The organism is Nonomuraea sp. NPDC059007 (genome assembly GCF_042740555.1).
GTDB lineage: Bacteria > Actinomycetota > Actinomycetes > Streptosporangiales > Streptosporangiaceae > Nonomuraea.
Map to the genome: position 1 here is coordinate 1 of NZ_JBHYJD010000073.1, position 26,442 is coordinate 26,442.

Annotated in this window: 29 protein-coding genes; 17 read left to right on the forward strand and 12 right to left on the reverse strand. The window is 69.7% G+C overall.

The window, feature by feature from the left end; genetic code table 11:
* Positions 1-91 precede the first annotated feature (91 nt).
* Complete coding sequence (locus ACFWY5_RS53685; RefSeq protein WP_379639720.1) at positions 92-508, reverse strand: hypothetical protein; 417 nt, start codon at positions 506-508, stop codon at positions 92-94.
* Positions 509-596: 88 nt separating this feature from the next.
* Positions 597-1,970: an MFS transporter gene (locus tag ACFWY5_RS53690; RefSeq protein ID WP_379609145.1), complete on the reverse strand. Its 1,374-nt coding sequence runs from the start codon at positions 1,968-1,970 to the stop codon at positions 597-599.
* A gap of 67 nt (positions 1,971-2,037) precedes the next feature.
* Between ACFWY5_RS53690 and ACFWY5_RS53695 the strand changes: the two genes are divergently transcribed.
* Entirely contained in the window at positions 2,038-2,652 is a 615-nt protein-coding gene (locus tag ACFWY5_RS53695) for a TetR/AcrR family transcriptional regulator (RefSeq protein ID WP_379609146.1), read from the forward strand.
* 120 nt (positions 2,653-2,772) lie between these two features.
* On the opposite strand, the gene ACFWY5_RS53700 is transcribed toward ACFWY5_RS53695, so the two are convergent.
* On the reverse strand, positions 2,773-3,471 hold the full coding sequence (locus tag ACFWY5_RS53700; protein ID WP_379639721.1) for a hypothetical protein: 699 nt from the start codon (positions 3,469-3,471) through the stop codon (positions 2,773-2,775).
* A 112-nt stretch (positions 3,472-3,583) separates the two neighbouring features.
* Here ACFWY5_RS53700 and ACFWY5_RS53705 point away from each other — a divergent pair, with 112 nt between their 5' ends.
* Positions 3,584-4,162 carry a YqgE/AlgH family protein gene (locus ACFWY5_RS53705; RefSeq protein ID WP_379609148.1) on the forward strand — a complete coding sequence of 193 codons (579 nt, stop codon included), beginning with the start codon at positions 3,584-3,586 and terminating at the stop codon, positions 4,160-4,162.
* On the opposite strand, the gene ACFWY5_RS53710 is transcribed toward ACFWY5_RS53705, so the two are convergent.
* On the reverse strand, positions 4,159-4,773 hold the full coding sequence (locus ACFWY5_RS53710; protein ID WP_379609149.1) for a TetR family transcriptional regulator: 615 nt from the start codon (positions 4,771-4,773) through the stop codon (positions 4,159-4,161). The two genes, ACFWY5_RS53705 and ACFWY5_RS53710, sit on opposite strands and share 4 nt — an antisense overlap.
* 147 nt (positions 4,774-4,920) lie before the next feature.
* Between ACFWY5_RS53710 and ACFWY5_RS53715 the strand changes: the two genes are divergently transcribed.
* Positions 4,921-6,516, forward strand: a complete 1,596-nt coding sequence (locus ACFWY5_RS53715; RefSeq protein ID WP_379609150.1) for a DHA2 family efflux MFS transporter permease subunit — start codon at positions 4,921-4,923, stop codon at positions 6,514-6,516.
* 52 nt (positions 6,517-6,568) lie between these two features.
* Here the strand turns inward: ACFWY5_RS53715 and ACFWY5_RS53720 are convergent, their stop codons facing one another.
* A complete protein-coding gene (locus tag ACFWY5_RS53720; protein ID WP_379609151.1) occupies positions 6,569-7,996 on the reverse strand; it encodes a cellulase family glycosylhydrolase in 1,428 nt (475 codons plus the stop codon).
* 63 nt (positions 7,997-8,059) lie between these two features.
* Here ACFWY5_RS53720 and ACFWY5_RS53725 point away from each other — a divergent pair, with 63 nt between their 5' ends.
* From ACFWY5_RS53725 to ACFWY5_RS53735, 3 genes are all read left to right on the forward strand, one after another.
* The gene (locus ACFWY5_RS53725; protein ID WP_379639723.1) at positions 8,060-8,557 is read left to right on the forward strand and encodes a hypothetical protein; all 498 of its coding nucleotides are present in this window, start codon (positions 8,060-8,062) and stop codon (positions 8,555-8,557) included.
* Positions 8,554-8,811, forward strand: a complete 258-nt coding sequence (locus ACFWY5_RS53730; RefSeq protein ID WP_379639724.1) for a DUF3039 domain-containing protein — start codon at positions 8,554-8,556, stop codon at positions 8,809-8,811. Before ACFWY5_RS53725 ends, ACFWY5_RS53730 begins: the two co-directional genes overlap by 4 nt.
* Positions 8,812-8,890: 79 nt before the next feature.
* The gene (locus tag ACFWY5_RS53735; RefSeq protein WP_379639725.1) at positions 8,891-9,787 is read left to right on the forward strand and encodes a zinc metalloprotease; all 897 of its coding nucleotides are present in this window, start codon (positions 8,891-8,893) and stop codon (positions 9,785-9,787) included.
* A 5-nt stretch (positions 9,788-9,792) separates the two neighbouring features.
* On the opposite strand, the gene ACFWY5_RS53740 is transcribed toward ACFWY5_RS53735, so the two are convergent.
* Positions 9,793-10,089 carry a hypothetical protein gene (locus ACFWY5_RS53740; protein ID WP_184965858.1) on the reverse strand — a complete coding sequence of 99 codons (297 nt, stop codon included), beginning with the start codon at positions 10,087-10,089 and terminating at the stop codon, positions 9,793-9,795.
* 79 nt (positions 10,090-10,168) lie between these two features.
* On the opposite strand from ACFWY5_RS53740, the gene ACFWY5_RS53745 reads away from it, so the two are divergent.
* The 3 genes from ACFWY5_RS53745 (at position 10,169) to ACFWY5_RS53755 (ending at position 14,338) form a co-directional block, all read left to right on the forward strand.
* On the forward strand, positions 10,169-11,554 hold the full coding sequence (locus ACFWY5_RS53745) for an MFS transporter (protein ID WP_379609155.1): 1,386 nt from the start codon (positions 10,169-10,171) through the stop codon (positions 11,552-11,554).
* A 172-nt stretch (positions 11,555-11,726) separates the two neighbouring features.
* The gene (locus ACFWY5_RS53750) at positions 11,727-12,455 is read left to right on the forward strand and encodes a hypothetical protein (RefSeq protein WP_379609156.1); all 729 of its coding nucleotides are present in this window, start codon (positions 11,727-11,729) and stop codon (positions 12,453-12,455) included.
* Between the two features lie 134 nt (positions 12,456-12,589).
* The gene (locus tag ACFWY5_RS53755) at positions 12,590-14,338 is read left to right on the forward strand and encodes a DEAD/DEAH box helicase (RefSeq protein ID WP_379639726.1); all 1,749 of its coding nucleotides are present in this window, start codon (positions 12,590-12,592) and stop codon (positions 14,336-14,338) included.
* Between the two features lie 134 nt (positions 14,339-14,472).
* On the opposite strand, the gene ACFWY5_RS53760 is transcribed toward ACFWY5_RS53755, so the two are convergent.
* The 3 genes from ACFWY5_RS53760 to ACFWY5_RS53770 form a co-directional block, all read right to left on the reverse strand.
* Positions 14,473-14,976: a hypothetical protein gene (locus tag ACFWY5_RS53760; RefSeq protein WP_379609158.1), complete on the reverse strand. Its 504-nt coding sequence runs from the start codon at positions 14,974-14,976 to the stop codon at positions 14,473-14,475.
* A gap of 104 nt (positions 14,977-15,080) precedes the next feature.
* Positions 15,081-15,653, reverse strand: coding sequence for an isochorismatase family protein (locus tag ACFWY5_RS53765; RefSeq protein ID WP_379639727.1), 573 nt, complete (start codon positions 15,651-15,653; stop codon positions 15,081-15,083).
* Between the two features lie 15 nt (positions 15,654-15,668).
* On the reverse strand, positions 15,669-16,961 hold the full coding sequence (locus ACFWY5_RS53770) for a nicotinate phosphoribosyltransferase (protein ID WP_379609161.1): 1,293 nt from the start codon (positions 16,959-16,961) through the stop codon (positions 15,669-15,671).
* A 46-nt stretch (positions 16,962-17,007) separates the two neighbouring features.
* Here ACFWY5_RS53770 and clpS point away from each other — a divergent pair, with 46 nt between their 5' ends.
* The 5 genes from clpS (at position 17,008) to ACFWY5_RS53795 (ending at position 19,670) form a co-directional block, all read left to right on the forward strand.
* On the forward strand, positions 17,008-17,301 hold the full coding sequence (gene clpS, locus ACFWY5_RS53775) for an ATP-dependent Clp protease adapter ClpS (RefSeq protein WP_184965848.1): 294 nt from the start codon (positions 17,008-17,010) through the stop codon (positions 17,299-17,301).
* Between the two features lie 10 nt (positions 17,302-17,311).
* The gene (locus ACFWY5_RS53780) at positions 17,312-17,833 is read left to right on the forward strand and encodes a DUF2017 domain-containing protein (protein ID WP_379609162.1); all 522 of its coding nucleotides are present in this window, start codon (positions 17,312-17,314) and stop codon (positions 17,831-17,833) included.
* A gap of 10 nt (positions 17,834-17,843) precedes the next feature.
* Complete coding sequence (locus tag ACFWY5_RS53785) at positions 17,844-18,245, forward strand: Mov34/MPN/PAD-1 family protein (RefSeq protein ID WP_184965844.1); 402 nt, start codon at positions 17,844-17,846, stop codon at positions 18,243-18,245.
* Positions 18,246-18,389: 144 nt separating this feature from the next.
* Entirely contained in the window at positions 18,390-18,668 is a 279-nt protein-coding gene (locus ACFWY5_RS53790) for a MoaD/ThiS family protein (RefSeq protein ID WP_157249969.1), read from the forward strand.
* A gap of 54 nt (positions 18,669-18,722) precedes the next feature.
* A complete protein-coding gene (locus ACFWY5_RS53795) occupies positions 18,723-19,670 on the forward strand; it encodes a PLP-dependent cysteine synthase family protein (RefSeq protein ID WP_379609163.1) in 948 nt (315 codons plus the stop codon).
* Between the two features lie 730 nt (positions 19,671-20,400).
* On the opposite strand, the gene ACFWY5_RS53800 is transcribed toward ACFWY5_RS53795, so the two are convergent.
* On the reverse strand, positions 20,401-22,230 hold the full coding sequence (locus tag ACFWY5_RS53800; RefSeq protein WP_379639728.1) for a DUF3352 domain-containing protein: 1,830 nt from the start codon (positions 22,228-22,230) through the stop codon (positions 20,401-20,403).
* Positions 22,231-22,313: 83 nt separating this feature from the next.
* Entirely contained in the window at positions 22,314-22,637 is a 324-nt protein-coding gene (locus ACFWY5_RS53805) for a hypothetical protein (RefSeq protein ID WP_379609166.1), read from the reverse strand.
* Between the two features lie 113 nt (positions 22,638-22,750).
* On the opposite strand from ACFWY5_RS53805, the gene ACFWY5_RS53810 reads away from it, so the two are divergent.
* From ACFWY5_RS53810 to ACFWY5_RS53820, 3 genes are read left to right on the forward strand one after another with little or no spacing between them, the layout of a single operon-like run.
* On the forward strand, positions 22,751-23,539 hold the full coding sequence (locus tag ACFWY5_RS53810) for a thioesterase family protein (protein ID WP_379639730.1): 789 nt from the start codon (positions 22,751-22,753) through the stop codon (positions 23,537-23,539).
* A gap of 55 nt (positions 23,540-23,594) precedes the next feature.
* Positions 23,595-24,419 (forward strand): glutamate racemase, encoded by an 825-nt coding sequence (murI, locus tag ACFWY5_RS53815; RefSeq protein WP_379609169.1) that lies wholly within the window; start codon positions 23,595-23,597, stop codon positions 24,417-24,419.
* Positions 24,416-25,168 (forward strand): MBL fold metallo-hydrolase, encoded by a 753-nt coding sequence (locus tag ACFWY5_RS53820; protein ID WP_379639731.1) that lies wholly within the window; start codon positions 24,416-24,418, stop codon positions 25,166-25,168. Before murI ends, ACFWY5_RS53820 begins: the two co-directional genes overlap by 4 nt.
* Here the strand turns inward: ACFWY5_RS53820 and ACFWY5_RS53825 are convergent.
* Positions 25,153-26,349: an MFS transporter gene (locus tag ACFWY5_RS53825; RefSeq protein ID WP_379609172.1), complete on the reverse strand. Its 1,197-nt coding sequence runs from the start codon at positions 26,347-26,349 to the stop codon at positions 25,153-25,155. The two genes, ACFWY5_RS53820 and ACFWY5_RS53825, sit on opposite strands and share 16 nt — an antisense overlap.
* Between the last annotated feature and the right edge of the window lie 93 nt (positions 26,350-26,442).

Sequence of the window (26,442 nt, forward strand, 5' to 3'; positions counted from 1 at the left end):
GGCTACACGCCTACAATCACCACCGCGGCCACACCGCACTCGGCGGCCAACCACCCGCCAACCGCGTACCTAACCTCTCAGGACAGAACAGCTAGAAGAGGCCCGTCACCGTGTTCGACCGGATCTTCTTCGTGACGCCCGTGGACCGGTCGAAGACCTGGACGATGGCGAAGATCTTGTCCGGCTCCACCGGGTCCTCGTCGAGATCCGCGCAGGCCACCGTGAACACGGCGGAGTAGTCGCCGTTGAGCGCGGTGGAGAAGGGGCCCTCCCTGACCAGCTCGTCGTCGCCGAACAGGTCCTCGCCGAACAGGCGGATGGCCAGGTTGTCCCGCTCCGTCGCGCCCACGTGGGCGTGGCCCTTGACGGTGACCAGGCACTTGACGTTGGTGACCTTGCTGATGACCAGCACCGCGCTGTCGGGCGCGGCGTTGGCCGCCCCCGAGAGGGCGGCCAGGGAAAGGGCGCCGGCCGCGAAGAAGGCGGCCAGTCGGGGTCCAGTGCGCATGTCGTGCTCCATAGGCCGGGCGGGCTCCGCTGCCCGCCGTCGCTCCTAGGGCGTTCCGGTACGTGCCACGGCGTTCCGCCGCGTTCCGTCAGACTCTGCGGATGAGGGTGGCGGCCAGCGCCAGGGCGGCGTTGACCAGGACGGCGACTGTCACGCCCTGCAGGACCGTGCCCATCGCGGCGGTGGCGACGGCGCTCATCACCGGGATGCCCATCGTGATGCCGACCTGCTGGGTCATCGTGGCCAGGCCGGTGGCCAGGCCCTGCTCCGAGTCGGGCAGGCCGGAGGTGGCGGTCACCATGAACCCGACGATGGCCACCATGTTGCCGATGCCGCCGATGAAGGTGGCCACGAGCAGCAGCCAGATCCAGCCCTGCGAGGCGCCGAGCAGCCCGAGCGAGGCGGTGGCCACGCCCTGCACCGCGAACCCGGCCAGCAGCGCGCCCCGGTTGCCGACCCTGGACAGCACCCTGGGCGCGACCACACCGCCGATGACCGTGCCGACGCCGAGCACCCCGAACGCCAGCCCGGTCGCCAGCGCCGAGTAGCCGAGCACCTTCTGCAGGTAGAGCGTGAGCAGGAACACCAGCGAGGTCTCGGTGGCGAAGGCGAGCAGCCCGGCCAGGTTGCCCCACGTGACGGTGGGACGGGCGAGGATCGACACCGGCACCAGCGGGTACGCCGCGCGCCGCTCGACGAACCAGAACACCACCAGCAACACCAGCCCGGCGGCCAGCGCGCCCAGCCCGAGCGGGTCGGCGAAGCCGTGCTCGCCAGCCCTGGTCAGCCCGTACACCAGGGCCAGGAGGCCGCCGGTCACCGTGATCGCGCCGGGCACGTCGATCTTGGGCCGCTCCTCCTGGCGGCTCTCGGCCAGGACGGCGGGGGCGGCCAGGAGCACGGCCAGCGCCACGGGCACGTTGATGAAGAACGCCCACCGCCAGCTGAGCAGGTCGGTCAGCAGCCCGCCGAGGATCGCGCCCGAGGTGAACCCGGCCGACATCAGCGCGCCGTTCAGCCCGAGCGCCCGCTCGCGCAGCGGCCCCTCGCGGAAGGAGGTGGTCAGCAGCGAGAGCCCGGCGGGCGTGACGATCGCGGTGGCCAGTCCCTGCGCCACCCGGGCCGCCAGCAACATGCCCGGCGAGGTGGCCAGCCCGCCGGCCAGCGAGGACAACCCGAGCAGCGCCATCCCGGCCAGGAAGAGGCGCCGCCGTCCGAACAGGTCGGCGATGCGCCCGAACAACAAGGTGAATCCGGCCGCCGCCAGCGCGAACGTGGTCGCCACCCACTGCAGGTCCGCCAGCGCGAACCCGAGTCCCGAGCCGATCACGGGCAGCGCGACGTTCAGGATGGAGAAGTCGACGGCCAGCATGAACTGGGAGCCGAGCAGCAGCACGAGGATCAGCTTCTGCCGGGCGGTCATCCGGGCGGACGTGTGTGTCCGCTCCGCGAGTACGGTCATCTCAGCCCCTTAATGGGTCATTCGTTCCGTTAAGATGGACACGAAGGTAACACACAAAGGAGCCTTAATGGAACAGCAGTCCCGTTTGGCCGGAACGGTCCGCCCCGGCGGGCGCACGGCGCGTACCCGCGCCGCCGTACTGGAGGCGACCCAGGACGAGCTGGTGGAGTGCGGATTCCACGGCCTGAACATGGACCGCGTGGCGGCCAAGGCGGGCGTGGGCAAGACGACGGTGTACCGCCGCTGGGGCGATCCCGCCGGCCTGGTCACCGACCTGATGGCCGAGCTGGCCGAGTCCTCCGCCCCGCATGCCGACACCGGCGGGATCGAGGGCGACCTGCGGGCCAACGCGCTCAACGTCCTGGGCGCGGTCACCGACCCCCGCCTGGGCGCGACCTTCCAGGCCGTCATCGCCGCCGCGACCGGCAACGAGGCGGCGGCCACGGCCCTGAGCGACTTCTACCTGCGCCGCATCCGCGCCTGGGCCCCGGTGGTGGACCGGGCCGTGGCCCGCGGCGAACTGCCCGAGGGCACCGACGGGATGGAGGTGATCAGGGCGGTCTCCGCGCCGCTGTACTACCGCCTGCTGGTCACCAGGGAGCCGGTCGACGAGAAGGTCGCCGAGCGCGCCGCCGCCCGCGCGCTGGCGGGCGCGCGGGCGGGTGCGTTCACGGGAGGGTGAGGGTACGGCCCCGCCAGAGGGTCCCCCTGGCTAAGGGGCGTCGGGCTAAGGGGCTGGCCTCGGGCTATGGGGTTGCCCCCGGGCTATGGGGTTGACCTTGGGCTATGGGCTGGCCTCGGGCTAGAGGGTTGAGCCTGGGCGCCGGTAGTTCTGCCGGGGCCAGATCGAGCCGTACCACCAGACGATGCCGCCGGTCAGGACGAGCCCGCCGGCGGTGGCCAGCTTGCCCATCAGGTCGGCGGGCGGCCCGGTGAAGGGCAGTTCGTCGTCGTCGCAGTCGCCCCGGCGGCAGTCGTCCTCGTCGTCGTCCCAGCAGGGTTCACCGCGATCGCAGTCCTCGTCGTCCCAGCAGTCCTCGCCCCGGTCGCACTCCTCGTCGTCCCAGCAGGGCTCGCCGCGATCGCAGTCGTCCCATTCGCGGCCGCGGTCCCAGGCGCGGCGGTGGTTCCCGCCGCAGTCGTTGCTCACCTGGTCGCGGGAGACGAGTTTGTCGCGCGAGTCCTGGGTGGTGTAGAAGGTCTCGATCTCGACGCGGCGCTGGTGGCCGAGCTTGATGCGCTTGGTGTAGTTGCGGCGGGCTTCGAGCGTGCCGGTGTCGACGGTGTCGTCGTCGCGGGTGATCTGGAAGTCGGTCTGGTAGTCGGTGACGCTGCGGAGCCTGACCTCGACGGTCCTGTTCTCGCAGTTCGGCCTGCTGACGCTCACGGTGAAGGGTGCGTCGGGCGACGGGCGTTCGGCCGCGAAGGCCGCGGAGGTGAGGAGCAATGCGCCCAGAGGGGCCGCCAGTGCTGCCAGAGTGAGGCGGGTGCCAATGGTCATAGCTTCCCCCAGCATGGTGATCTTTGCTACCTACAGTGCCCGTTTGATAGCACTGCGTAACATCAGTAACCCGGGGCAGCGGGATGGCCTACTCCTCCCTCATGATGGAGGTATGGCGGAGGCGATCTACGTGGGCGGGTTGTTGGTGGCGACTCCGCTGCTCGACGACCCGAACTTCCGGCGTAGCGTCGTGCTGATCTTGGAACACGACCTCGACGGCGGCACGCTCGGCGTGGTGCTGAACCGGCCGAGCGACGTCTCGGTGACGCAGGTGCTACCCGTCTGGGACCCGCTCGTGACCGGGCCTTCGGTGTTGTTCGAGGGCGGCCCGGTGCAGACGGACAGCGCGCTGGCGCTGGCGGCGGTGCCGAGCGGGGAGGAGCCTCTGGGCTGGCGGCGCCTGCACGCGGGCACGCCGGCGGTCTCCCGCCTCGGCACGGTGGACCTGGACGCGCCGCCGGAGATCCTGCAGGGCGAGATCGCGCAGATGCGGATCTTCGCCGGCTACGCGGGCTGGAGCGCCGGCCAGCTGGAGACGGAGATCGCCGAGGGTCACTGGTACGTCGTCGACTCCGAGTCCGGCGACACCTTCCATGACGATCCCGGCACGCTGTGGCGGCGGGTGCTCAGACGGCAGCCGGGCGAGCTGGCGTTCGTGGCGACCTGCCCGGACGACCCGTCGCTGAACTAGGCGTCCCAGCCGGGCTTCAGCGAACGCTCGGCGATCGCCAGCGTCTGCTCCATGCGCTCGACGATGGCGCGCACGTTCGTGGGCTCATAGGGGCACTCGAAGCCGACCCGCATGGTGGCCATGGCCCAGGCGACGATGAGGTGGGAGAGCTGGTCGGCCGGGTCGACGCCGCGGCGGCGGGCGATGATCTCGGTGAGGCGCAGTTCGGTCGCGGCGCCGCGGGCGACGGACTTGCCGACGAGGGCCGGGTTGTTCTCGAAGAGTTTGCGGAGTTTGAGGAACCGCTCGGCGTCTTCGGGCGTTGAGCCCTGCATGTCGTGAATCACCGCACGCAAGGCGTGTGTCAGCGAGGTGAACGGCGGTTCGTCCTCCGGCCGGCCGTTGAGGGTCTCCGTCATCGTCTCCTCCCCCTGCTCGTGGAACCACAGCGGGATGGCTTCCTTGCTGGAGAAGTAGCGGAAGAACGTCCGGGGCGAGACGTCGACGACCCCCGCGATCTGCTCGACGGTGGTGGCGTCGTACCCTTGTTCGAGGAACAGGTCGAGCGCCACGTCGAGAAGAGCGAGGCGCGTCTTCTCCTTCTTGCGTTCGCGCAGTCCCACAGTCGTCACTCCCTCGAAACCTTCCTGTCACAGTATGACATAAGTCATCGTCTGCCGATTAAAACCCGTTTGTCATTTGTCATCGTATGACATAAGTTACCTGAGTCTTAGGTTACTTATGCCCCGATGTGGGGTGGCTAGCGTAGGGGGACTCGAATGGCGGCTCACGCGAAGGCGACGGTGGAGGCACCGTCGCCCCCGGGCGGGGCTCAATCGGCTATCGGGGGGAATCCGTGGCTGACGCTGCTGGCGGTGTGTCTGGGCGTCATCATGGTGATGCTCGACGGCACCGTCATGGGTATCGCGGCTCCGGTCATGGGCGCCGAACTGGGGGCGACGCTCTCGGACATGCAGTGGGTGACCAACGGCTATCTGCTCGCGCTGGCGGTCTTCCTGATCACCGCGGGCAAGCTGGGTGACATCTACGGTCACAAGCGGGTGTTCCTGCTCGGCGTCGCGGGATTCGCGATCACCTCGGCGGCCATCGCGCTGAGCGGCTCGGTCACCGCGCTGATCATTTTCCGGGTGCTCCAGGGTCTGTTCGGCGCGCTGCTGCAGCCGGCCGCGCTCGCGCTGCTGCGCTCGGCCTTCCCCAAGGAGCGGCTGAACCAGGCCATGGGCGCGTGGGGCGCGATCATCGGTCTGTCCAGCGCCGCCGGCCCGATCCTGGGCGGCCTGCTGGTGGAGAACGTCAGCTGGCAGTCGGTCTTCTACATCAACGTGCCGGTCGGCATCGTCGCGCTGATCATGGGCTTCGTGATCATCAAGGAGAGCCGCGCCGCGAGCCTGTCCAGGATCGACTGGCCGGGTGTGGTGCTGCTGTCCGGCATGATGTTCTCGCTGGTCTGGGCGATCATCAAGGCTCCCGAGTGGGGCTGGACCGACGCGAAGACGCTGATCTTCGGCGCGGTCTTCGTCGTGTTCGCCGCCTCCTTCATCTTCTGGCAGAGCCGGGCCAAGCAGCCGCTGGTCCCGCTGTCGCTGTTCAAGAACCCGTCCATCTCCATCGGCACCGTGCTGATGATGATGGTGGCCTTCGCGATGTTCGGCGCCATGTTCTTCCTGGGCTTCTTCTTCCAGGGCGTGCACGGCCTGACGCCGCTCGACGCGGGTCTGCGCATGCTGCCGATGAGCGCCGGCATGATCGTCGCCTCGCCGCTGGCGGCCATGGCGATCGGCAAGCTCGGCCCGAAGATCACCATGGCCGTCGGTCTGCTGATCACCGCTTCGGCGATGTTCCTGATGTCGCAGCTCAGCATGGACGCCTCGTTCGTCGAGAGCGGCCTGCCGTTCCTGCTGCTGGCCTTCGGCCTCTCGCCGGTCTTCGTCGGCGCCACCGAGATCATCGTGGGCAACGCCCCGCTGGAGCTGTCCGGCGCGGCCGGCGGCATCCAGCAGTCGGCCATGCAGGTCGGCGGCGCGCTGGGCACGGCGATCCTCGGCGCGGTCATGGCCGGCACCATCTCCGACAAGCTGCCCGGCTACCTCGGCCCGGCCGCCGCCGCGCTCAAGCCCGCGGAGCTTGAGGGCCTGGAGAAGGCCGCCGCGTTCGGCACCGTCCCGCCGCAGGCGACCCAGGGCATGGAGCAGCAGATCATCGACGCGCTGACCAACGCCGTGCACCTGGCGTTCATGGACGGCATGCACACCGCGTTCACGGTCAGCACGATCGTCGCGGTGATCACCGCCGGTCTGGCGTTGTTCGTGCGCTCGGGCCGCAAGATCGAGGGCGAGCCGGTCCACATCGGCTGACCAACCCCTTCATCGACGGCGTACGGCTCCCGCCCCGGCGGGAGCCGTACCGCTATCTGGGGGTGATGACCAGGTCGAGGCGGCCGGAGGTCTTGGTCTTGACGGTCAGCACGCGCGTGGCGGCATCCCAGGTGGCCTCGCCCGTGGAGGCCTTGCCGCCGTTCGGGAAGTCCTTGCCCGGCAGGTAGACCTCGGTGGCGCCGGTCTCGTTGGCGTCGAAGGTGAGGGTCAGCTTCACCGCTTTCTCGTCGTAGGCGATCCGCAGCGGGACACCGCCCACCGCCCTCGGGTACGGCCGCGCGTACGCCTCCACCAGCGGCCCCGCCTTGCCCTTGTCATAGGGCCCCCAGGGTCCGTCGTCGCGCGACCAGTAGGCGCGGCCCATGGCGGTCTCGTCGGTGACGTCGAGGATGCGCTCGACCAGGTCGGTGGCGCCCGGCCTGGTCATGTCCAGCCCGAACTCGCCCAGCACGATCGGCGCCTTCATCCGCTCGGCCGTGCGCAGGATGTTGTCGCGCCACCAGCCGAGCGTGCGGTCGGTCCACTCCTTGGACCCTGCGGTGTAGTCGTCGCCCAGGTCCAGCGGGAGCGGGTAGAGGTGCGGCGCGAACGCGATGCGCGGCGGTCCGGTGCGCGGGTCGTCGAAGGCGGGCAGCGCCGAGGGCAGGCCCCAGTTGACCCCGACCGCCTGCGGTTCGAGGAAGATCCAGCTGTCGGGGTCGACGCTGCGGATCTCGGCGATGGACTTGCGGTAAAGGGTGGCGAGCGGGCCGGTCTCGAACGCCGCGGCCTGCACCGATCCGCCCCAGGGTTCGTTCATGAGGTCGTAGCCGATGACGGCCGGGTCGTCCTTGAAGCGGTCGGCGACGGCCCTCCAGGCCTTGGCGTAGCGGTCCATGAGCTCGGGGTGCTCGCCCGTGGTGTTCCAGAAGTGGTCGAAGGCGCGGATGACGCCGGGCTCCAGGTAGTACATCTCCCAGGTGGGCTGGTCGGTGGCGACCGGCAGGCCGTCCATGAACGTGGCCCACTGGGGCGCGCCGTTCCCGGCGACCTTGGAGGGGGTGATGCCGTTGCCCCACAGGTCCTGGTGCATGTCGAGCATGACGTGGTAGCCGCGTTTGCGGTACCAGCCGATGCGCTCAGCCACCTTGTCCAGATATTTCGTGTCATAGGTGCCGGGGGAGGGCTCCACAGCCCGCCACTGCAACAGGAAGCGGACGAAGTTCGTCCCCATGTCCCGGTACTCGCGCTCGACATCCGCCTCGGTCAGCTTCGGCAGGCCGTCCGGCGTGCTCTTGGCGCTGCTGGCGGTGTTGAACCCGTGCAGAATCAGCGCCCGTCCCGCGTCGTCGGTCACATACCTCCGCGCGGGCTGCGGCGCCTCCCTCGCCGCTGCGGCGACGCCGCCTCCGGCCACGACCAAGGCCACCACGGCACCTGCGATCCACCGCGCACGCTTCATCTCATCGAACTCCGGCATCTGAGGGGTTCCCCGCGTCTGGGGTCTTCCGCCACAATCTTGGTGGCCGCTAGCCTGCCGAACATGAGCTTTGGTCGCAATAGCCTTCCGGCGATCGTCACCGCGTTGCTCGCGTTGTTCTTCGGCCTGTTCGGGACCTGGCTGGTGACGCGGGTCGGGTATCTGGCCGTGCCGTCCGCCGTGGGCCTGCCGTACGGGCTGCCGGGGCTGCGGGTGACGCCGGTCGGTGAGACGCCCTGGCTCTTCCTTCTGACCGACGTCGGCGCGGCACTGGTCCTGGTCGCGGTCGTGGCCGGTACGCGGCGCGGATTCTGGGGCACCTGGGGTGCGTTCGTGCTGGGCACGGCGCTGGCGGGCCTGCTGCGGGCCGCGGTCTCCGCCATCTCGGCCGAGGCCGGGCTGGGCGCGTACGCGGGATATCTGGGCGGCGGGCTGGTGGCCGGGCTGCTCTGGGGGATCGTGCTCGGGTGGATCGCCGGGCTGGCCTCGCTACCGCGGCGGCGTGCCGTACGGGTCCGGGAGGGTGGGCACTTGCCCGCGGGCATAAACTCGATGGGGTGAGCACGAAGATCCTCCCTGAGCAGAAAACCGCGCCGCAGACCTCGCACGGCGACGGGGACCACGAGCGGTTCGCGCACTATGCCGACAAGCGCAAGATCACCGAAGCCATGGTGACGGGCACGCCGATCCGTGCCCTGTGCGGCAAGGTGTGGGTGCCCAGCCGTGACCCCAAGAAGTACCCGGTCTGCCCGGAGTGCAAGGAGATCTACGAGGGGCTGCCGATCGGCGGCGGCGACGGCGACGACAAGCAGTGAGTGTTGATCACGGGTGATCGCCCCCGGTAGGGCTACGGTCGGGATGTCCTGACCTGCTCATGCCGTATCGGGGGAGTGCATGGCCCGGCGTGCGACCGCCGTTCTGTTGGTGTGCCTGCTCGCGGCCGTGCCACCGATCGACCACCCTGCTGCCGCCGCGTCCTGCGAACGGCCCGCCGTACCCCGGCTGAAGGGGGAGCGCCCGCCCGACGTGCGCGCGCCGCACGTGCGCGAGCCCGATCCGCGGCAGGTGCGTGAGGTGCTCGCCGAACTCGGCGAGCGGCTCGGCGACACCAAGCCGCCGACCTCGATCACGATCCCGACCTGGGTGCACGTGCTCACCGACGGCCGTCGGCGGGCGCCAGACGACGCCGTGCGCGCGCAGATCGCCGCGCTCAACTCCGCGTACGGCGGGCGGCTCGGCGGCGTCGACACCGGCGTGCGCTTCCGCCTGGACGGGATCACGCTCACCCGCAACACGTCCTGGTTCGGCGACCCCCTGGGTCACGAGGCGGCGATGAAGGGCCACCTGCGCAAAGGCGGCGTGCAGACGCTCAACCTCTACGTCGGCCAGCTCAGCGAACTCGTGCTCGGCTTCTCGACCTATCCCTTCTGGTACGCCTCCGGCCCGCGCCTGGACGGCGTCGTCGTCGACTGGCGCAGCCTGCCCGGCGGCGCCCTGCGCAACTTCGACCTGGGCTTCACCGGCGTGCACGAGATCGGTCACTGGCTCGGGCTGTTCCACACCTTCGAGAACGGCTGCGAGGAGCCCGGTGACGGCGTGGACGACACGCCCCCCGAGGCGCTGCCGACCGAGGGCTGCCCGGGGGCCAAGGACACCTGCCCGCTGGGCGGGGCCGATCCGATCCGCAACTTCATGGACTACTCCTACGACCGGTGCATGCAGGAGTTCACGCAGGGCCAGGCGGTCAGGATGCACGAGATGTGGGCGGCCTACCGCGGCACGGAGACCTGACGGGGCTACACGAACGACAGCAGGGACACGGCCAGTCCGGCGGTGGCGAGCAGCGCGCCCGCGCGGCTGCCGCCGGTACGCCAGGTGGCCAGCCCCGTGAGCAGCCCGCCGAGTCCGAACAGCAGGCCGACCAGGCCGGCGATCAGGCTGAACGGGTTGGGCGCGTAGCCGGCGGCCATCCAGCCGCCGGGAGCGAGGGCCCAGACGGGGCCGCTGGCCAGGCCGGCGAGTCCGGCGAGCAGCGAGCCGCCGCCCAGCAGAGTGCCGGGCTCGGCCCGCTCGGGCTTGGTGGAAGATCGCATGGTGCCATCTTCGCTGGCTACCGGGCTGTGGCCGCAACGCCGGGGTTACTTTGAAGTGAAAAATGGTGACATCTAGGATATGGGGGTGACAGCACCGAAGACTCTGGACGCTCCAGTCGACCCACCCCGTATCTTCGGGCCCGCCTACCGCACCGCCACCCTCGGCATCCTCCTCGTCGCCACTCTCATCGCCTTCGAAGGCATGTCCGTCGGCGTCGTCATGCCCCAGGTCTCCAAGGACCTGCACGCCGAGACGCTGTACGGCATCAGCTTCTCCGCCTTCCTCATCGCCAGCCTGTTCGCCAACGTGGTGTCGGGGCTCTGGTCGGACCGGCGCGGCTACACCATGCCGTTCCTGGTGGGCGTGGTGCTGTTCGTCGCCGGGATGGGGCTGGCCGGGGCGGCGGTGAGCAAGGAGATGTTCATCGTGGCGCGGGCCGTACAGGGGCTGGGGGCCGGGACCACGATCGTGGCGCTGTTCGTCATGATCGCCCGGGTCTATCCCGCCGAGGTGCGTCCCAGGGTCTTCGCCGGGCTGTCGGCCGCCTGGGTCGTGCCCGCCATGGTCGGACCTGCCATCGCGGGCTTCGTCGGCGACCGGTTCGGCTGGGAGTGGGTCTTCTACGGCATCATCCCGCTCGTCGTGCCGGCGCTGGTCATGCTCGTCCCCGCCCTGAACAGGAAGTCCACCGAGGAGGCCGTCCCCTCGACCGGCCCGCGCTCCCGGCCGGGCCTGATGGCGCTGGCGGCCACCTGCGCTTCCGTGGGCGCCGGCGCGCTGCTCTACGGCATCCAGGAGCACACGGTTGAGAGCGGCCTGATCGGCGTGGCCGGTCTGGCGGCGCTCGGGTACGGCCTGTACCGCCTGCTGCCGCCGCACGCGCTGCGCTTCGGCCGGGGCCTGCCCACCACGGTCATGATGCGCGGGTTCTTCTCGGCCGCCTTCTTCGGCGTCAACGCCTACATCCCGCTCGCGTTGCAGGAGGTCAAGGACTTCGACGCCACCACCGCCGGCATCGCGCTCACCACCGGCGCCCTCGGCTGGTCGACCGGCTCCTACCTGCAGAGCCGCCGCGACGCCCTGCCCCACAGGCGCATCCGGCTGGGCGCCTTCTGCGTGATGATCGGCGTGCTCCTCACCATGCTGTCCGTCCTCCCCGGCATCACCGGGTGGGTCGCGGTGCCCGCCTGGATCATCGCCGGCTTCGGCATGGGCATCGGCATGACCACGGTCAGCGTCACCGCGCTCAAGCAGTCGCCGCTCAACGAGCAGGGCGCCAACTCGGCCGCCCTCTCGGTCACCGACATGCTCGGCTCCGCCCTGACCATCGGCGTGGGCGGCGCGCTGGTGAACATGATCGGCCACGCCCCTTCACAGATCGCGACCGGCTTCATCGTCATCTCCTGCCTCATGGCCGCCATCGCCCTGGCCGCGACGCTCCTTTCGGCCCGCACCGCGACCTGATCGCGCGGAGTGAGCGGGCGGGTTGCCGGGTAAGCACTGATCGTGCCCCCGCCGGTGACGCGTGCCCCGCCGTACCCCTCAATCGCCTAACTTTCCCCTCCCGTCCCAGCGATCGCGGATCGCCGGAATCGTCGGCGGGAGGAGTGATAGGACAGCGGGACGAGGAGGTGCCATGGAGGACGATCACCGCGTCTGGCCGCCCGGCTCGCCGCGCGGCACCCCTCCGCTGCCCGACGATCCCGACGAGCCGTGGAACCCCCCACTCAGGCGTACGGCGGGCCGCGACGTCGAGCCGCCGCCGTGGGAGTCGCTGCCCCCCTCCGCCCGCTACTACGGCAGCCCGGCGACGCCCAGCCCGGTGCGCCGACGGCTCTGGCGCAGGCGCGCGGGGGCCGTGCTGGCGCTCCTGGTGGCCGCTGGGCTGGTCGGCGGGCTGGTCGTGGTCGTGTTCAGGATGGCGACCCCGCCGCCGGTCCAGGGGCGGCTCGTGGACGCCGTCGCCCAGGTGACGCTGACGTTGCCGCAGGGGTGGCAGGAAGGGGTCGTGGCGCCGGTCACCGGGTTCACCTCGGTGGCGCGGTCGGAGCGGGGGGTGGTGATGGCGCGGGCCGTACCGCACTCCGCGCAGGGGGCGCGCACGATGGTCGCCGACACCGCGCAGCTCTACTCGCGGCTGCTCCTCAAAGGGGACAAGGTCGACATCGTCGACGACCGGGCCCTGCCCCAGGGATACACGCGCGCGCTGCGGGCCGAATATCGGGATGTGGTCAACCGCCCGGCGTACTTGCGGGTGACTCTTCTCACGCGACCCGGGCGGTCCGTTCTGCTGGTCGGACTGCTCCAACCAGCGGATACCGCCTCAATCGAGGCCCTCGACACGGTGATGGCGAGCGTGCGATAAGCCGCGTGACGCCCAATAGCACGCAAGGATGAGGTTGGCCAGGATCCATGTTCTACGGCACGTCTTGTCGGTGAGCCCGATTACTCTTGGGTCACTGTGAGAGAGCGAAGCACACGAACCCCAGGAGTGATGCGGTGAGTACGTTCGCCGCATCCCATCTGTCACCCTCCTATCCCGACAGGGCAGCATGGGGCACCGCGCCCAAGCTGAGGGCCTGGCAGCAGGAGGCTTTCGACCTCTACTTCAGGCGCGAGCCCCGTGACTTCCTCACGGTGGCGACGCCGGGCGCGGGCAAGACGACCTACGCCCTGCGCATCGCCAGCGAGCTCCTGGCCAACGGCGTGATCCGGGCGATCACCATCGTCACGCCCACCGAGCACCTCAAGCGCCAGTGGGCCGACGCCGCGGGCAAGGTCGGCATCAACATCGACCCCGAGTTCAAGAACAGCCAGGGCGCCACCTCACGCGACTACATCGGCGTCGCGGTCACCTACGCCCAGGTCGCCATGCACCCGGCGCTCCACCGCGCCCGCACCGAGGCGCGCAAGACGCTGATCATCTTCGACGAGGTGCACCACGCCGGCGACGCCAAGTCGTGGGGCGACGGCATCCGCGAGGCGTTCGAGCCCGCCACCCGCCGCCTCCAGCTGACCGGAACCCCGTTCCGATCCGACGACAGCCCCATCCCCTTCGTGGAGTACGCCGAGGACGCCGAAGGCTTCAAGCGCAGCGTCTCCGACTACTCCTACGGCTACGGCCCCGCCCTCGACGACGGCGTCGTCCGCCCGGTGATCTTCCTCGCCTACTCCGGCGAGATGAAGTGGCGCACCCGCGCCGGCGACGAGATCGCCGCCACCCTCGGCACCCCGCTCACCAAGGACCAGCTCTCCCAGGCCTGGCGGGCCGCGCTCGACCCCAAGGGCGACTGGATCCGCCAGGTGATGCAGGCGGCCGACCGCCGCCTCACCGAGGTACGGCGCGGCGTGCCCGACGCCGGCGGCCTGGTCATCGCCACCGACCACGAGGCCGCCCGCGCCTACGCCCGCCACCTGCGCAACATCAGCGGCGAGGGCGCCACCGTCGTGCTCTCCGACGACCCGGGCGCCTCCAAGAAGATCAAGCAGTTCGCCGCGTCGGAGGACCGCTGGCTCATCGCGGTCCGCATGGTCTCCGAAGGCGTCGACATCCCGCGCCTGTGCGTCGGCGTCTACGCCACCTCCACCTCGACCCCGCTCTTCTTCGCCCAGGCCGTGGGCCGCTTCGTGCGAGCCCGCAAGCGCGGCGAGATGGCCTCGGTCTTCCTGCCCTCGGTGCCGACCCTCATGGGCCTGGCCAACGAGATGGAGCTCGAACGCGACCACATCCTCAACAAGCGCCCCCCGGAGGACGGTCTCGACGACTCCCTCCTGCAGGATGCCAACCGCAAGAAGGACAACCCCGACGTCCTGGGCGACGAACTGCCGTTCGAGACCATGGAGACGTCGGCCACCTTCGACCGCGTGCTGTTCGACGGCGGCGAGTTCGGCACCGGCGCCGAGGTCGGCTCGGCCGAGGAAGAAGACTTCATCGGCCTGCCCGGCCTGCTCGAACCCGACCAGGTCGCGACCCTGCTGCGCAAGCGCCAGTCCGACCAGCAGGCCGCCAAGACCAAGAAGGCCGAGACCGCCGCGCCCGCGATGGCGCCGCACGAGCAGATGGCCGAGCTGCGCCGCGAGCTCAACGGCCTCGTCGGCGCCTGGAACCACCGCACCGGCCAGCCGCACGGCGTCATCCACAACGACCTGCGCCGCGCCTGCGGCGGCCCGCCCATCGCCCAGGCCACGGCCGAGCAGATCCAGGAACGCATCGCCAAGATCCGCGCCTGGGCCACCCAGCGCCGCTGACCGGCCCTGATCCGCCGCCTCGGGCCCGCGCGTCAGCGCGCGCCCGGGGGATACGGGCCGCGCGGCTTCGGGCGTTTGGGACACCCGACACAATGACCCGTCTCCAACGTCCTCCTGCTTGATGCGGGTCGGGCTCAGTGCGCGGCCGGGGCGGGGATGCGGTTGTCGGTACGGCCGTCCACGGCCCGGTAGGTCCCCGGCTTGGGCAGGGGGATCCTGAGGGAGGCGGCGCCGTCGGCGACGCGCACCGGGACGGTCGTGACGCCGGGGTGACGGCCGGACAGCGGGCCCTCGTGGATCCACACGCGCAGCCGGTGGCCCTTGGGGCGCATCAGCACCTTCGCCGTGTCGCACTCGGTCGCCGAGGCCGGCCAGGTCAGCTCCAGGCTGCGGCGCCCGACCACCCGGGCGGTCGAGGGGACCGGGGTGCTCTCGGCGCACGCCGCCGGCCGCGGCATGGTGTGGGAGACCACGACCGGCTCCGGGTCCAGGGTGTCGGCCAGGGCGACCGTACCCGACTCCAGCAGCACGAGCGTGAGCACCGCGCCGGCCTTGGCGAGGTTGCGGCCGCGGAAGAGCACCCAGAGGCTGAGCGGCGCGAGCACCAGCCATGCCAGGCCCAGGGAGATGGCGAGCATGAAAGACCCCAAGACGGTCAAGGAGAGGTGACTCTCCGTATGAGTTCGCGGACAGAGGGGTGTCGCCGTCTTGGATATCACATGACGTGTACTCTGCGTAGTCTCTAGCTACGGACCGTTGGGGCCCCGCGCAGATTGGCGCCCGCCTCGGTCAGGTCGGCGATCGCCTTGTCGGTGGTGGCGCGGGCCACCCCGGCCGTCAGGTCGAGCAGCACGGTCACCGCGAGCCCGTGCTTGACCGCGTCCAGCGCCGTGGCGCGCACGCAGTGGTCGGTGGCGATGCCGACCACGTCCACCTGGTGTACGCCGTGGGCGTTGAGCCAGTCGGCCAGCGAGACGCCGTCGCCCGAAGCGCCCTCGAAGCCGCTGTAGGCCGCCTCGTGCGTTCCCTTGCTGAAGACCTCCTCCACCGCCGCCACGTCGAAGGCGGGGTGGAAGTCGGCGCCCGGGGTGCCGGCCACGCAGTGCGCGGGCCAGGAGGTCACGTAGTCGGGCGACAGGGAGAAGTGCTCGCCTGGGTCGACGTGGTAGTCGCGGGTGGCCGCCACGTGGGCGTAGCCGTGGTCGGCCACGTGGCGGGTGATGGCCGCCGCGACCTCCGAGCCGCCCGCCACGGCGAGGCTGCCGCCCTCGCAGAAGTCGTTCTGCACATCGACGATGATCAGCGCCGTGCTCATACCAAGAACGATACTTCAGGCGAATTCCGTGGGGATGGCCGCATAGCCCCGTCCGAGGTGGAGGGCATCCTGGGGCAGGCGGGCGATGGCCTCGCGATGGCGGTCGCGGGCGGCGTCCAGGGGCTCGCGGCCCACGACGGCGCCGTCCTCGACCAGCGGGTGCAGCAGCGGGATGCCGCCCTCCGGCACCGCGCCCTCCGTCGCCGACGTGGTGACCAGCTCGGTCTCGAAGTGGCCGGTCTCGTCGAGCAGCCGGTAGGCGTGCTTGCGGCCGCCCCGCGACGGCTTGCCCACCGAGCGCTTGGCCACCGGCTCCAGCTTGCCGCTCGCGGTCTCCCTGGCCACGAGCTTGTACACCAGCGCCGCCGTCGGCACCCCCGACCCGGTCACCAGCGAGGTGCCCACGCCGTAGGCGTCCACGGGGGCCGCTGCCAGGGCGGCGATCGCGTACTCGTCGAGGTCGGAGGTGACCAGGATGCGGGTCTTGAAGGCGCCCAGCGCGTCGAGCTGCTCGCGTACCTCCTGGGCGGCGGCGGCCAGGTCGCCGGAGTCGATCCTGACCGCGCCCAGGTCGCTGCCTGCCAGCTCGACCGCGGTCCTGACCGCCTCGGGCACGTCGTAGGTGTCCACCAGCAGCGTGGTCGAGGCGCCGAAGGAGGCGATCTGGGCTTCGAAGGCGGACTTCTCCGAGTCGTGCAGGAGGATGAACGCGTGCGCGGCCGTACCGGCTGTGGGGACGCCGTAGGCGTGGCCGGCCATGAGGTTGGAGGTCGCGGTGAACCCGGCGAGATAGGCGGCGCGGGCGGCGGCGACGGCGGCCCGTTCGTGCGTGCGGCGCGAGCCCATCTCGATGAGCGGCCGGCCCCCGGCCGCGTTGGCCATCCGCGAGGCGGCCGAGGCGATGGCGCAGTCGTGGTTGAGAATCGAAAGGATCAGGGTCTCAAGAAGTACGGCTTCCGCGAACGTGCCCTCGACCACGAGAATGGGCGAAGCCGGAAAGTACAGATCGCCCTCGCGATAACCGCACACGCTCCCGGAAAATCGGTAATCGGCGAGAAACGCCAAAGTCGACTCGTCCACCACCCGCTTGTCGCGCAGGTAGGCCAGTTCTTCCTCGCCGAAACGGAAGCGCTCCAGCTCCTCCAGCACCCGTCCGATGCCCGCGACCACACCGTAGCGACGCCCGCCCGGCAGGTGGCGGGCGAAGACCTCGAACACGGCGCGTCGATGGGCGGCGCCGCTGCGTAGCGCGGCCTGCAACATTGTCAGCTCATAGTGATCTGTGAGCAACGCAGTGCTCATGGTCATAGTCACGACTCGAAGACTACGGCCCAGATAGGGCAGACTCGGGGATGTGGGTAGCACCGCTCCAATCGCCGTCGAGCGTCCGTCAACGGACGTTCGGCCCGATCTGCCATGGGTGACGATCGTCTGGAATGACCCGGTCAACCTGATGTCGTACGTGACCTATGTCTTCCAGACCGTCTTCGGCTACTCGAAGGAAAAAGCCGAGAAGCTCATGAAGGACGTCCACCACAAGGGCAAGGCCGTCGTCTCCAGCGGCACGCGTGAAGAAATGGAACGCGATGTGCAGATTCTTCACTCCTACGGCCTGTGGGCGACGCTCCAGCCGGACTCGGCGAAGTGAGGCGGAACCGGTGAGCTCTGGCTTCAGCGCGCACAAGGACGGCGTGATCGCCGAGTTCGAGCCCGCCGAGGTCTCGATACTCAAGTCGCTGGTCTCCCAGGTGCTCGGGCTGGTCGAGCCGGGGCTCACCAGCGACGACCCGCTGGAGCGGGCGCTCGGCATCGGCGCCGCGCAGGCGCCCTCGGACCCGGTGCTGAAGCGGCTGTTCCCGAGCGCCTACGAGGACGACGAGGACGCGGCCGACTTCCGCCGCTACACCGAGGCGACGCTGCGCGAGGGCAAGCGCGCCGACGCGCAGACGATGCTGGACACGGCCAAGCCCGGCCGCAGCGAGCTCACGCCCGAGCAGGCGCAGGCGTGGCTGCGCTCGCTCAACGACGTACGGCTCGCGCTGGGCACGCGGCTGGAGGTCACCGAAGAGGTGCACGACGAGATCGCGATGATGTCCGAGGACGACCCGCGCTACCCGGCCTACGTCACCTACGACTGGCTGACCTACCTGCAGGACAGCCTGGTTCGCGCACTCTGGTAGTTTCCGCCCCATGCTGACGATCTCGCAGGAACTGGTGGACAGGATCGTGGCCCACGCGCGGGCCGACCACCCCGACGAGGCGTGTGGGGTCATCGCGGGGCGAAATGGGGTACCCGAGCGGTTCATCCCCATGGAGAACGCCGAGCGCTCGCCCACCTTCTACCGTTTCGACTCGCTGGAGCAGCTGCGCGTCTGGCGGGAGATGGACGACAACGACGAGGAACCCGTCGTGATCTACCACTCCCACACCGCCACCGAGGCCTACCCCTCACGTACCGACGTGAGCTACGCCGCCGAGCCGAACGCCCATTACGTGCTGGTCTCAACCCGGGAAGAGGACGAGACGGAATTCCGCTCCTACCGCATCCTCGACGGGGAGATCAGCGAAGAAGAGGTAAGGTTTATCCCATGAGGACCGCCGCCACCGCCGCCGCGCGGGTGCGTCATGTCCAGAGCTTCCTCTTCGCGCACACGCCCTCTGTCGTCGTCTACGACTGTCGCTGAACGGTCCCCCGCTCACCCCGACATATCCCGACATGAGGAGACCTGATCAGCGATGGCCATTGAGGTACGCATCCCGACCATCCTGCGCAACTACACCGACGGCGCCAAGGCCGTCGACGCCGAGGGCGCCACGCTCGACGAGCTGATCGCCAACCTGGAGTCCCGGCACCCCGGCATCAAGGACCGCCTGGTCGACCAGGGCGCCCTGCGCCGGTTCGTGAACGTCTACCTGAACGACGAGGACGTACGTTTCCTCGGCGGTCTCGGCACGCCCGTGTCCGACGGTGACACGGTGACCGTCCTGCCCGCCGTCGCCGGCGGCGCGAGCTAGATCCCTTTAGCGCCGCCCCTTCCGGGGGCGCGCCCGAGGCGGAAGCCGTACACGATGCGCTTTGAATCTTTGATCGACTCCGTCGGCCGCACGCCGCTCGTCGGGCTGCCCCGGCTCTCGCCCTCCGCGGAGGTGCGCGTGTGGGCCAAACTCGAGGACCGTAACCCCACCGGCTCCATCAAGGACCGTCCCGCGCTGTGGATGATCGAGCAGGCGGAGAAGGACGGCCTGCTCACGCCCGGCTGCACGATCCTGGAGCCGACCAGCGGAAACACCGGCATCTCGCTGGCGATGTCGGCGAAGCTGAAGGGGTACCGGCTGATCTGCGTCATGCCGGAGAACACCTCGGACGAGCGGCGGCAGTTGCTGCGGATGTGGGGCGCGGAGATCATCTCCTCGCCCGCGGCCGGCGGCTCGAACGAGGCCGTCCGGGTGGCCAAGGGGCTGGCGGCTGAGCATCCGGACTGGGTGATGTTGTACCAGTACGGGAACCCGGCCAACTGGCGCTCCCACTACGAGTCGACAGGGCCGGAGATCCTCGCCGACCTGCCCACGGTGACGCACTTCGTTGCCGGGCTGGGGACTACCGGGACGTTGATGGGGGTGGGGCGATTCCTGCGGGAGCGGGTGCCGGGGGTGCAGATCGTCGCTGCCGAGCCCCGTTATGGGGAGCTGGTGTATGGGCTGCGGAATGTGGACGAAGGGTTCATTCCTGAGCTTTATGACGAGTCTGTGCTGACCACGCGGTTCTCGGTGGGGTCGGGGGACGCTTTGCGGCGTACCCGGGAGTTGCTGGCCGGGGAGGGTATTTTCGCTGGGGTTTCCACCGGGGCGGCTTTGCACGCGGCGCTCGGGGTCGCCGGGAAGGCGGTCAAGGCGGGGGAACGGGCGGACGTGGTGTTCGTGGTGGCGGATGGCGGGTGGAAGTACCTGTCTACCGGCGCGTACGAGGGCACGCTCGACGAGGCCGAGGAACGCCTCGACGGGCAGTTGTGGGCCTGATCTTTCTCTCAGTCACAAGCTTTTTGTGAGTTTACGGCGGGGCCACGTGGGCGCCTCCCGCCGACGCGGGTCGGCGCCGATCGTCGGGCGCTTCTCACGTCGCACGTGGTCCCCGCCGCCACAAGCCACCCTTGACCGGGACCGTGCTTCCCACCTTGCCGACCGCCCACATGGCGCCGGTCTCACCGTGCACCGTCTCGCCGTTGCGGCGCTGACAAGCGTGGGGGTGGTGCGCTGTGGGCGGGTTCCGCGTTGTGGCCGCCTCGTGGGGCGCGGGCGTGTGCGTCGCTTCGTGCCGGTGGTCCTGTCGCTTGGGTCGTGCCTGAGGTCCTGTCGCTTGGTCGCCGTGCGCGTTGCGCCGGGCTCCGCCGTACACCGTCTCGCCGTTGCGGCGCTGAAAAGCGACGGGGTGGTGCTGTGTGTGCGGGGCGTGGGGTCCTGCGCCGGTCTCCGTCGTGCGCGTTGCGCCGGTCTCCGCCGTGCACCGTCTCGCCGTTGCGGCGCTGAAGAGCGACGGGGTGGTGCTGTGGTGCGGGGCGTGGGGTCCTGCGCGGGGTGCCGTCGTGCGCGTTGCGCCGGGCTGCGTCGTGCACCGTCTCGCCGTTGCGGCGCTGAAACGCGACGGGGCGGTGTCGCGTGTGCGTCGGTGTCGGGTGTGGGTGATGCGTATGTGGGTGTGGGGAAGGGGCAGCACCCTTGGTGGGTGGCTGCCCCTTCTTGGGTTGGGTTGCTAGTTGAACAGGAGGCGGAGGGAGAAGGTGGCCTCGGTGGTGGTTTGTTTGCCGCTCAGGCCCACGGCTCGCAGGACCTGGAGGTTGGCCTTGTCGTCGCCCTGCATGGACTCCAGGTAGAACTTTTCTACCTTGTCCAGGTCCACGAAGATCGCGTAGCTGGTTGAGCCGGCGTCTGGGATGGCGGTTTTGAAGGTTTCGCTGTCGCCCAGGGCGCCTTCCTCGGCGAGTTTCTTGGCGTACTCGTCCGTGGTGGCCAGGGTGAAGGTGCCGTCGCCGGGGACCTTGGCGATCTTGGGAGCCGGCTGGCCCTGGGAGGTGATCGCCTTTTCCACCTTGTCGACGATGGCCTGTGCCTTGGCGGGGTCCGTGACGATGCGGACGCCGGCCTTGAACTGCTGGGCGTCGAGGCCCTCGCCGTCCACCGCGAAGGTCAGGTTCTTGCCCAGGATGGTGGCCAGGTCGTCGGGCAGGGCGAGGCCGTACTGGGTCTTGGCCTGCTCCACGAACTGCTTCATCTGGGCGCCGCCGGGTGTGGCGGACATGGACTGTTCGATCTCGGCCCACTTCTTGGTGATGAGCTGGTCGAGGCCCGAGATGGAGAACGCCCCTGCGGTGCTGGCGGGCAGCGTGGCGAGGTTGGCCGACTCGGGGTCGCTGCTCACCAGGCCGTCGGCGCCTCTGACGATGCCGGCCAGTTCGGCGTAGGCGGCGTCGAAGCGGAGGGCGCCGGCGAAGCGGGCGTTCTTGACCTGCTCGAACGCCTTCGTCTCTTCAGGGGACATGTCCGGCTTGGCCAGCTGGGCGATCTTGCCCACGTGACCCCAGAAGGACAGGACGCCCTGCTCGCCCACGGCGTCGAGGTCACCGCCGAAGTCGCTGTTGTCGGCGAGGCTGGTCGAGCCGGTGGCGTACTTGTCGGCGTCGGCCTGCTTCTCGGTCAGGATGGCGTAGTCCTCGCGGAAGGCCAGGCCGTACTTCTCCTCGCCCATGAGCTTGGCGATGCCCGCCTTGGCCTGCTCCTCGTCCTTGACCTGGACGGCGACGGCGAAGCCGGGGTCCTTCTTGCCGGCGGCGGGCGGCAGGACGCCGACGCCGATCCGGCTGCCGAGCCAGGGGTCGATGTCCTTGGCGAAGTCCAGCTTGGACAGCCGCTCGTCGTCCTTCTTGGCCGCGTCGAACAGCGCCTGGCGCGGGTCCTCGCCCTTGAAGGAGTCCTTGGTGACGGTGAACTTCCTGGCCAGCTGGAACAACGCCACCTTCTGGTTGGCGGCGGGGTCGAGGTCCAGTCGCATGTACGCGATGGACTCGACGGGCAGCACCTCGTGCGGCTGCGTGCCACCACCGCCCAGGGCGCTCAGCGCGTAGACGGTGCCGCCGCCGAACAGGATGACGGCCAGCGCCGCGATGCCGGCGATGATCCAGCCCTTGCGGTTGCCGCCGCCCTGCTTGACCGGCGGCTCCGAGGGGCCGAAACCTTCGGGGCCCTCCTGCTGCCAGCCGCCCTGCTGGGGCTGGCCGCCGTACTGCTGTTGTTGCTGGTTGTAGGGCTGCTGGCCGCCGTAGGGCTGCTGGCCGTACTGTTGCTGCTGGTCATATGAAGGCTGGTCATATGAGGGCTGGCCGTAGGCAGGCTGGCCGTAGTTGGGCTGGCCTTGGGACGGCTGCTGCTGCCCGTAAGCGGCCTGCTGACCGTAGGGCTGCTGCTGGCCGTACTGGGGCTGCTGCTGGTAGGGCTGCTGCGGCGGGTACGGCTGCTGCTCCTCGTTCCAGCGGTATGCCGTGGTCCGATCCGGATCCTGGCCACTCGGGGGATTATTCGCAGACATCACTCAACTCACAAGGTGGATTTTTGACCACATGGAAGTTATCGGATGTCTCTAGCGGATCGCTTGCAATGGACTAAATCGTGTTACACCCGTGAAAGCTCCTTCTTCTGGGCCTTGAGGATCACCTCACCGTCCCCGTAGTCCTCGACGGTCTCCCACGGCACGAACGTGCACCCCGTGTAGACGACCTTGGCCACCGCCTCGGACACCCACCCGAACCGCCCCTCGCGATCGCGGGTCAGTCCGAAGAAGACCGGCCCGCGGATGGCCGAGACCACCAGCCCGTAGACCGTGTGGCTCTCCTGGAGGCCGCCTTTGTTCTTGACGACGCGTACGTCCACGACGTGTCCGACCCAGATGCCCTGGGAATCCCAGACCGACTGCCCCATGAGCTCGGTGAGTGCCATGCGCGCGACCCTCGCACCAGAATCACGTTTACGCAGGTAGGCGCGCTGATAGGCGGGATGCCCTAGAGTATGGGTTTACTAGAATTTAGTTCCGGACTTGAGGTGGCAACGGGATGACCAAGTTCGACGAGGCGACCCAGGCGATCAAAGTCGACGACCAGACCTACGACGTCTGCCTCGACCCCGGCTACGCGATCGGGGGACCGCTCAACGGGGGCTACCTGATGGCGGTGATCCTGCGGGCCGCGGTGGACGCCTCGCCGTTCGAGCACCCGGTGAGCACCTCGGCGCAGTTTCACAAGGCTCCGGTGCCGGGGCCGGCGCGGGTTCTGGTGGAACCGCTCAAGGCCGGCCGTACCGTGGGATTCGCCCGCGCGCGGCTGATCCAGAACGACGTGCCGCAGATCGAGGCCCTGATCACCACGGCCACGCTGGCGGGCGCCGACCCCGGCTTCAGTGAGAAGCCGCCCGTGCTGCCCCCGATCGAGGACTGCGGGAAGCTGCCCGATCCCAAGCCCGAGTCGGGCATGACGCTCAACGCCCAGCTCGACCTGCGCTTCGACCCGCCCACGATCGGCTGGCTGTCCGGCCGGCCGAGCGGCCGCCCCGAGTCGCGCGCCTACTTCCGGATGGCCGAGGAGCAGGACCCCGACCCGTACGTGCTGGCGCTGGCCGTGGACGTGCTGCCGCCCGTGGTCTTCTCGGCCGGGTACCGCGGCTGGGCGCCCACCGTGGACCTGACCTGGCACCTTCGCGCCGTCCCCGCCCCTGGGTGGCTGACGGTGGCCGGCAGCGGCCGCCTCATCTCCGACGGCTGGTTCGACGAGGAGGTCGAGGTCTGGGACTCGGCCGGCCGCCTGGTGGCGCAGTCGAGGCAACTGGCCAGGGTGGGACGCGGGTGACAGTGTGAGCATTCTTACGCGGTGAAGTCGTGGCAGGTCGCCTACCCTCGAATGCGTGCCAGACGCGAGCATCGGGATCTTCGACAGCGGGGTGGGCGGCCTGACGGTCGCCAGGGCGATCATCGACCAACTGCCTCACGAGTCCGTCACCTACGTCGCCGACACGGCCAACCAGCCGTATGGTCCCAAACGCATCGCGGAGCTGCGCAAGTACGCCCTGGAGGTGATGGACCACCTCGTCGAGACCGGCGTCAAGATGCTCGTGATCGCCTGCAACAGCGCCAGCGCCGCCGTGCTGCGCGACGCTCGCGAGCGTTACGACGTCCCGGTCGTCGAGGTGATCCAGCCGGCCACCCGCCGGGCCGTGCGGGCCACCCGCAACGGCCGGGTCGGCGTGATCGCCACCCGAGCGACCATCGAGTCGATGGCCTACAACGACGCCTTCACCGCCGCACCCGACATGCGCCTGACCGGAGTGGCCGCCCCACGCCTGGTCGAGTACGTCGAACGCGGCGAGACGATGAGCGACGAGCTCATCGCGGTGCTCCGCGGCTACCTGGCGCCCGTCCAGGACGACGGATGCGACACGCTGATCCTGGGCTGTACCCATTATCCGCTCCTGACCGGCGCGATCTCCTACGTCGCCGGTGACGGCGTCACGCTGGTCTCCAGCGCCGACGAGACGGCCAAGGACGTCTACCGGATCCTGCACGACCGCGGCCTGGCGGCCGGGAACGGCGCCACCCCCCGGCACCGCTTCCTCGCCACCGGCGACTCGACCCTGTTCGCCCAGCTCGGGCGGCGCTTCCTGGGGCCGGAGATCGACGCGGTCGACCTCGCACCCGTGGGGGGTAGTACCTCTTATGGGAGGCCCACATGAAGGTGACCATCGTCGGCTGCTCGGGTAGTTTCCCGGGCCCGGACAGCCCCGCTTCCTGTTACCTGCTGGAGGCCGAGGGGTTCAGGTTGCTGCTCGACTTCGGCAGTGGAGCGCTGGGAGCGCTCCAACGCCACATCGACCTCTATGACGTCGATGCCATCTGCCTCACCCATCTGCACGCCGACCACTGCCTCGACCTGTGCGGATACCACGTGGCACGCACCTACGGGCCGGCCGCGCCGTACCCGAGAGTGCCCGTCTACGCGCCGAAGGACGCGTCGCGGCGGCTGGCCGCCGCCTACGGCATGCCCGAGGAGCCGGGCCTGGAGACCGCCTTCGACTTCGTCGCGCTGGCGCCGGGCAACTTCGAGATCGGGCCGTTCACGGTGACGGCCGGGCGCGTCAACCATCCTGTCGAGACGTACGGCTTCCGCGCCGCCCACGGCGGGCGCAGCGTCGCCTACTCCGGAGACACGGGCGAGTCCGAGGAGCTGGTACGGCTGGCCGACGGCGCCGACCTGCTCCTGTGCGAAGCCTCCTTCCTGGAGGGCCCCGACCTGCCGAAAGGCCTGCACCTGACCGGCCGCCAGGCCGCCGAGCACGCGGCCAAGGCGGGCGTGGGCCGGCTCGTGCTGACCCATCTCGTGCCGTGGCACGACCGCCTGCGGGTGCTCGACGAGGCCTCGACCGGCGGATTCGCCGGCCCGATCGAGCTGGCCCGCAGCGGGGCGGTCTACGAGCTGGCCTGAACCTTCACGAAGTCCCGCATGCGCGGCAGCCGGGAGAACAGCAGGGGCGCGAACGAGACCAGCCGCCCCGCCATGAACACCCACAGCGCCTCGCGCACGCCGATCTCATGGGCCACGATGCCGCCGAGCAGCGCGCCGACCGGCATCGTGCCCCAGACGATGAACCTGACCGTGGCGTTGACGCGGCCGAGCATGTTCTCCGGCATGACCGTCTGCCGGTAGGTGATCACGCCGATGTTGTAGAGGATGCCGCCGAAGGACAGGGCGACCGAGGTCAGCGCGAAGAAGGAGACGCGCCAGTCGGCCTCGGTCATCGGCAGCAGCAGGCCGAAGGGCGAGCTGAGGGCGAGGGCCAGCCAGGTGACCCTGGCCTGGCCGTACCTCCTGAACAGCCAGGCGCCGAGCACGCCGCCGAGCAGACCGCCCACCGCGCCCGACATGAGCAGCACGCCGATGAACCCGGGCGGCAGGTGCACCACCGTGGCCAGGAACAACACCGACAGGCTGAGCACGGCGCTCACGCAGACGTTGGTCGCGGCTGTCGCGGCGAGGAACGCGCGTAACACCTGGTCACTCCATACGGCCCGCATCCCCGCGGCGATGTCCGGCAGGAGCCGGGAACGTTCCGATCGTACGGGCGCCGCATCCGGTTTCTTGATCGTGCCCAGGAAGACGACGGAGGCCAGCGCGGCCAGAGCGGTGGCCAGCATGGTGCGCGGAGCCCCCAGCAACTGCACCAGCGCGCCCCCCAGGCTCGGACCGGCCAGCGCGCCCCCGTTGCGCACGACCTCCAGCTTGGCGTTGCCGTCGGTGAGCTCTTCCTTGCCGACCAGCGCCGGCAGGTACGTCGGGTCGGCGATGTCGTTGAAGACCTGGGCCAGCCCGGCGAGCAGGGCGACCGCGTAGAGGACCGGCATGCTCAGCACGCCCAGCGCGGAGGCCAGCGGAATGCTGCTCAGCAGCAGGAACCGGCCGGCGTCGGCGAGCATCATCACCCTGCGCTTGCGCAGGCGGTCCACCCACACCCCCGCGGGCAGACCGACGATCAGAAACGCGGCGGACTGCAGCGCTGCGAGCGCGCCCACCTCAAGCGGTGACGCGTGCAACGACAGCACGGCGACCAGGGGGAGGGCCACCCGTGCGATGTTGGCTCCGAACTCGTTGGCCAGATGTGAGCCCATGAATCGGAGGAAGTCCGGGTTTCGTAACACCCCCGTTGTCATTGGGTAAGGATCTATGTCTAGGCCGGGGGCGGTCAAGGGTATACGCCCACG

Bases quoted from the DNA above. Each gene is read 5' to 3' on its own strand.
- ACFWY5_RS53685 (WP_379639720.1), bottom strand. From the start codon at position 508: ATGCGCACTGGACCCCGACTGGCCGCCTTCTTCGCGGCCGGCGCCCTT.
- ACFWY5_RS53690 (WP_379609145.1), bottom strand. From the start codon at position 1,970: ATGACCGTACTCGCGGAGCGGACACACACGTCCGCCCGGATGACCGCC.
- ACFWY5_RS53695 (WP_379609146.1), top strand. From the start codon at position 2,038: ATGGAACAGCAGTCCCGTTTGGCCGGAACGGTCCGCCCCGGCGGGCGC.
- ACFWY5_RS53700 (WP_379639721.1), bottom strand. From the start codon at position 3,471: ATGACCATTGGCACCCGCCTCACTCTGGCAGCACTGGCGGCCCCTCTG.
- ACFWY5_RS53705 (WP_379609148.1), top strand. From the start codon at position 3,584: ATGGCGGAGGCGATCTACGTGGGCGGGTTGTTGGTGGCGACTCCGCTG.
- ACFWY5_RS53715 (WP_379609150.1), top strand. From the start codon at position 4,921: ATGGCGGCTCACGCGAAGGCGACGGTGGAGGCACCGTCGCCCCCGGGC.
- ACFWY5_RS53720 (WP_379609151.1), bottom strand. From the start codon at position 7,996: ATGCCGGAGTTCGATGAGATGAAGCGTGCGCGGTGGATCGCAGGTGCC.
- ACFWY5_RS53725 (WP_379639723.1), top strand. From the start codon at position 8,060: ATGAGCTTTGGTCGCAATAGCCTTCCGGCGATCGTCACCGCGTTGCTC.
- ACFWY5_RS53735 (WP_379639725.1), top strand. From the start codon at position 8,891: ATGGCCCGGCGTGCGACCGCCGTTCTGTTGGTGTGCCTGCTCGCGGCC.
- ACFWY5_RS53740 (WP_184965858.1), bottom strand. From the start codon at position 10,089: ATGCGATCTTCCACCAAGCCCGAGCGGGCCGAGCCCGGCACTCTGCTG.
- ACFWY5_RS53745 (WP_379609155.1), top strand. From the start codon at position 10,169: ATGGGGGTGACAGCACCGAAGACTCTGGACGCTCCAGTCGACCCACCC.
- ACFWY5_RS53750 (WP_379609156.1), top strand. From the start codon at position 11,727: ATGGAGGACGATCACCGCGTCTGGCCGCCCGGCTCGCCGCGCGGCACC.
- ACFWY5_RS53760 (WP_379609158.1), bottom strand. From the start codon at position 14,976: ATGCTCGCCATCTCCCTGGGCCTGGCATGGCTGGTGCTCGCGCCGCTC.
- ACFWY5_RS53765 (WP_379639727.1), bottom strand. From the start codon at position 15,653: ATGAGCACGGCGCTGATCATCGTCGATGTGCAGAACGACTTCTGCGAG.
- ACFWY5_RS53770 (WP_379609161.1), bottom strand. From the start codon at position 16,961: ATGACCATGAGCACTGCGTTGCTCACAGATCACTATGAGCTGACAATG.
- ACFWY5_RS53785 (WP_184965844.1), top strand. From the start codon at position 17,844: ATGCTGACGATCTCGCAGGAACTGGTGGACAGGATCGTGGCCCACGCG.
- ACFWY5_RS53790 (WP_157249969.1), top strand. From the start codon at position 18,390: ATGGCCATTGAGGTACGCATCCCGACCATCCTGCGCAACTACACCGAC.
- ACFWY5_RS53795 (WP_379609163.1), top strand. From the start codon at position 18,723: ATGCGCTTTGAATCTTTGATCGACTCCGTCGGCCGCACGCCGCTCGTC.
- ACFWY5_RS53800 (WP_379639728.1), bottom strand. From the start codon at position 22,230: ATGTCTGCGAATAATCCCCCGAGTGGCCAGGATCCGGATCGGACCACG.
- ACFWY5_RS53805 (WP_379609166.1), bottom strand. From the start codon at position 22,637: ATGGCACTCACCGAGCTCATGGGGCAGTCGGTCTGGGATTCCCAGGGC.
- ACFWY5_RS53810 (WP_379639730.1), top strand. From the start codon at position 22,751: ATGACCAAGTTCGACGAGGCGACCCAGGCGATCAAAGTCGACGACCAG.
- ACFWY5_RS53820 (WP_379639731.1), top strand. From the start codon at position 24,416: ATGAAGGTGACCATCGTCGGCTGCTCGGGTAGTTTCCCGGGCCCGGAC.
- ACFWY5_RS53825 (WP_379609172.1), bottom strand. From the start codon at position 26,349: ATGGGCTCACATCTGGCCAACGAGTTCGGAGCCAACATCGCACGGGTG.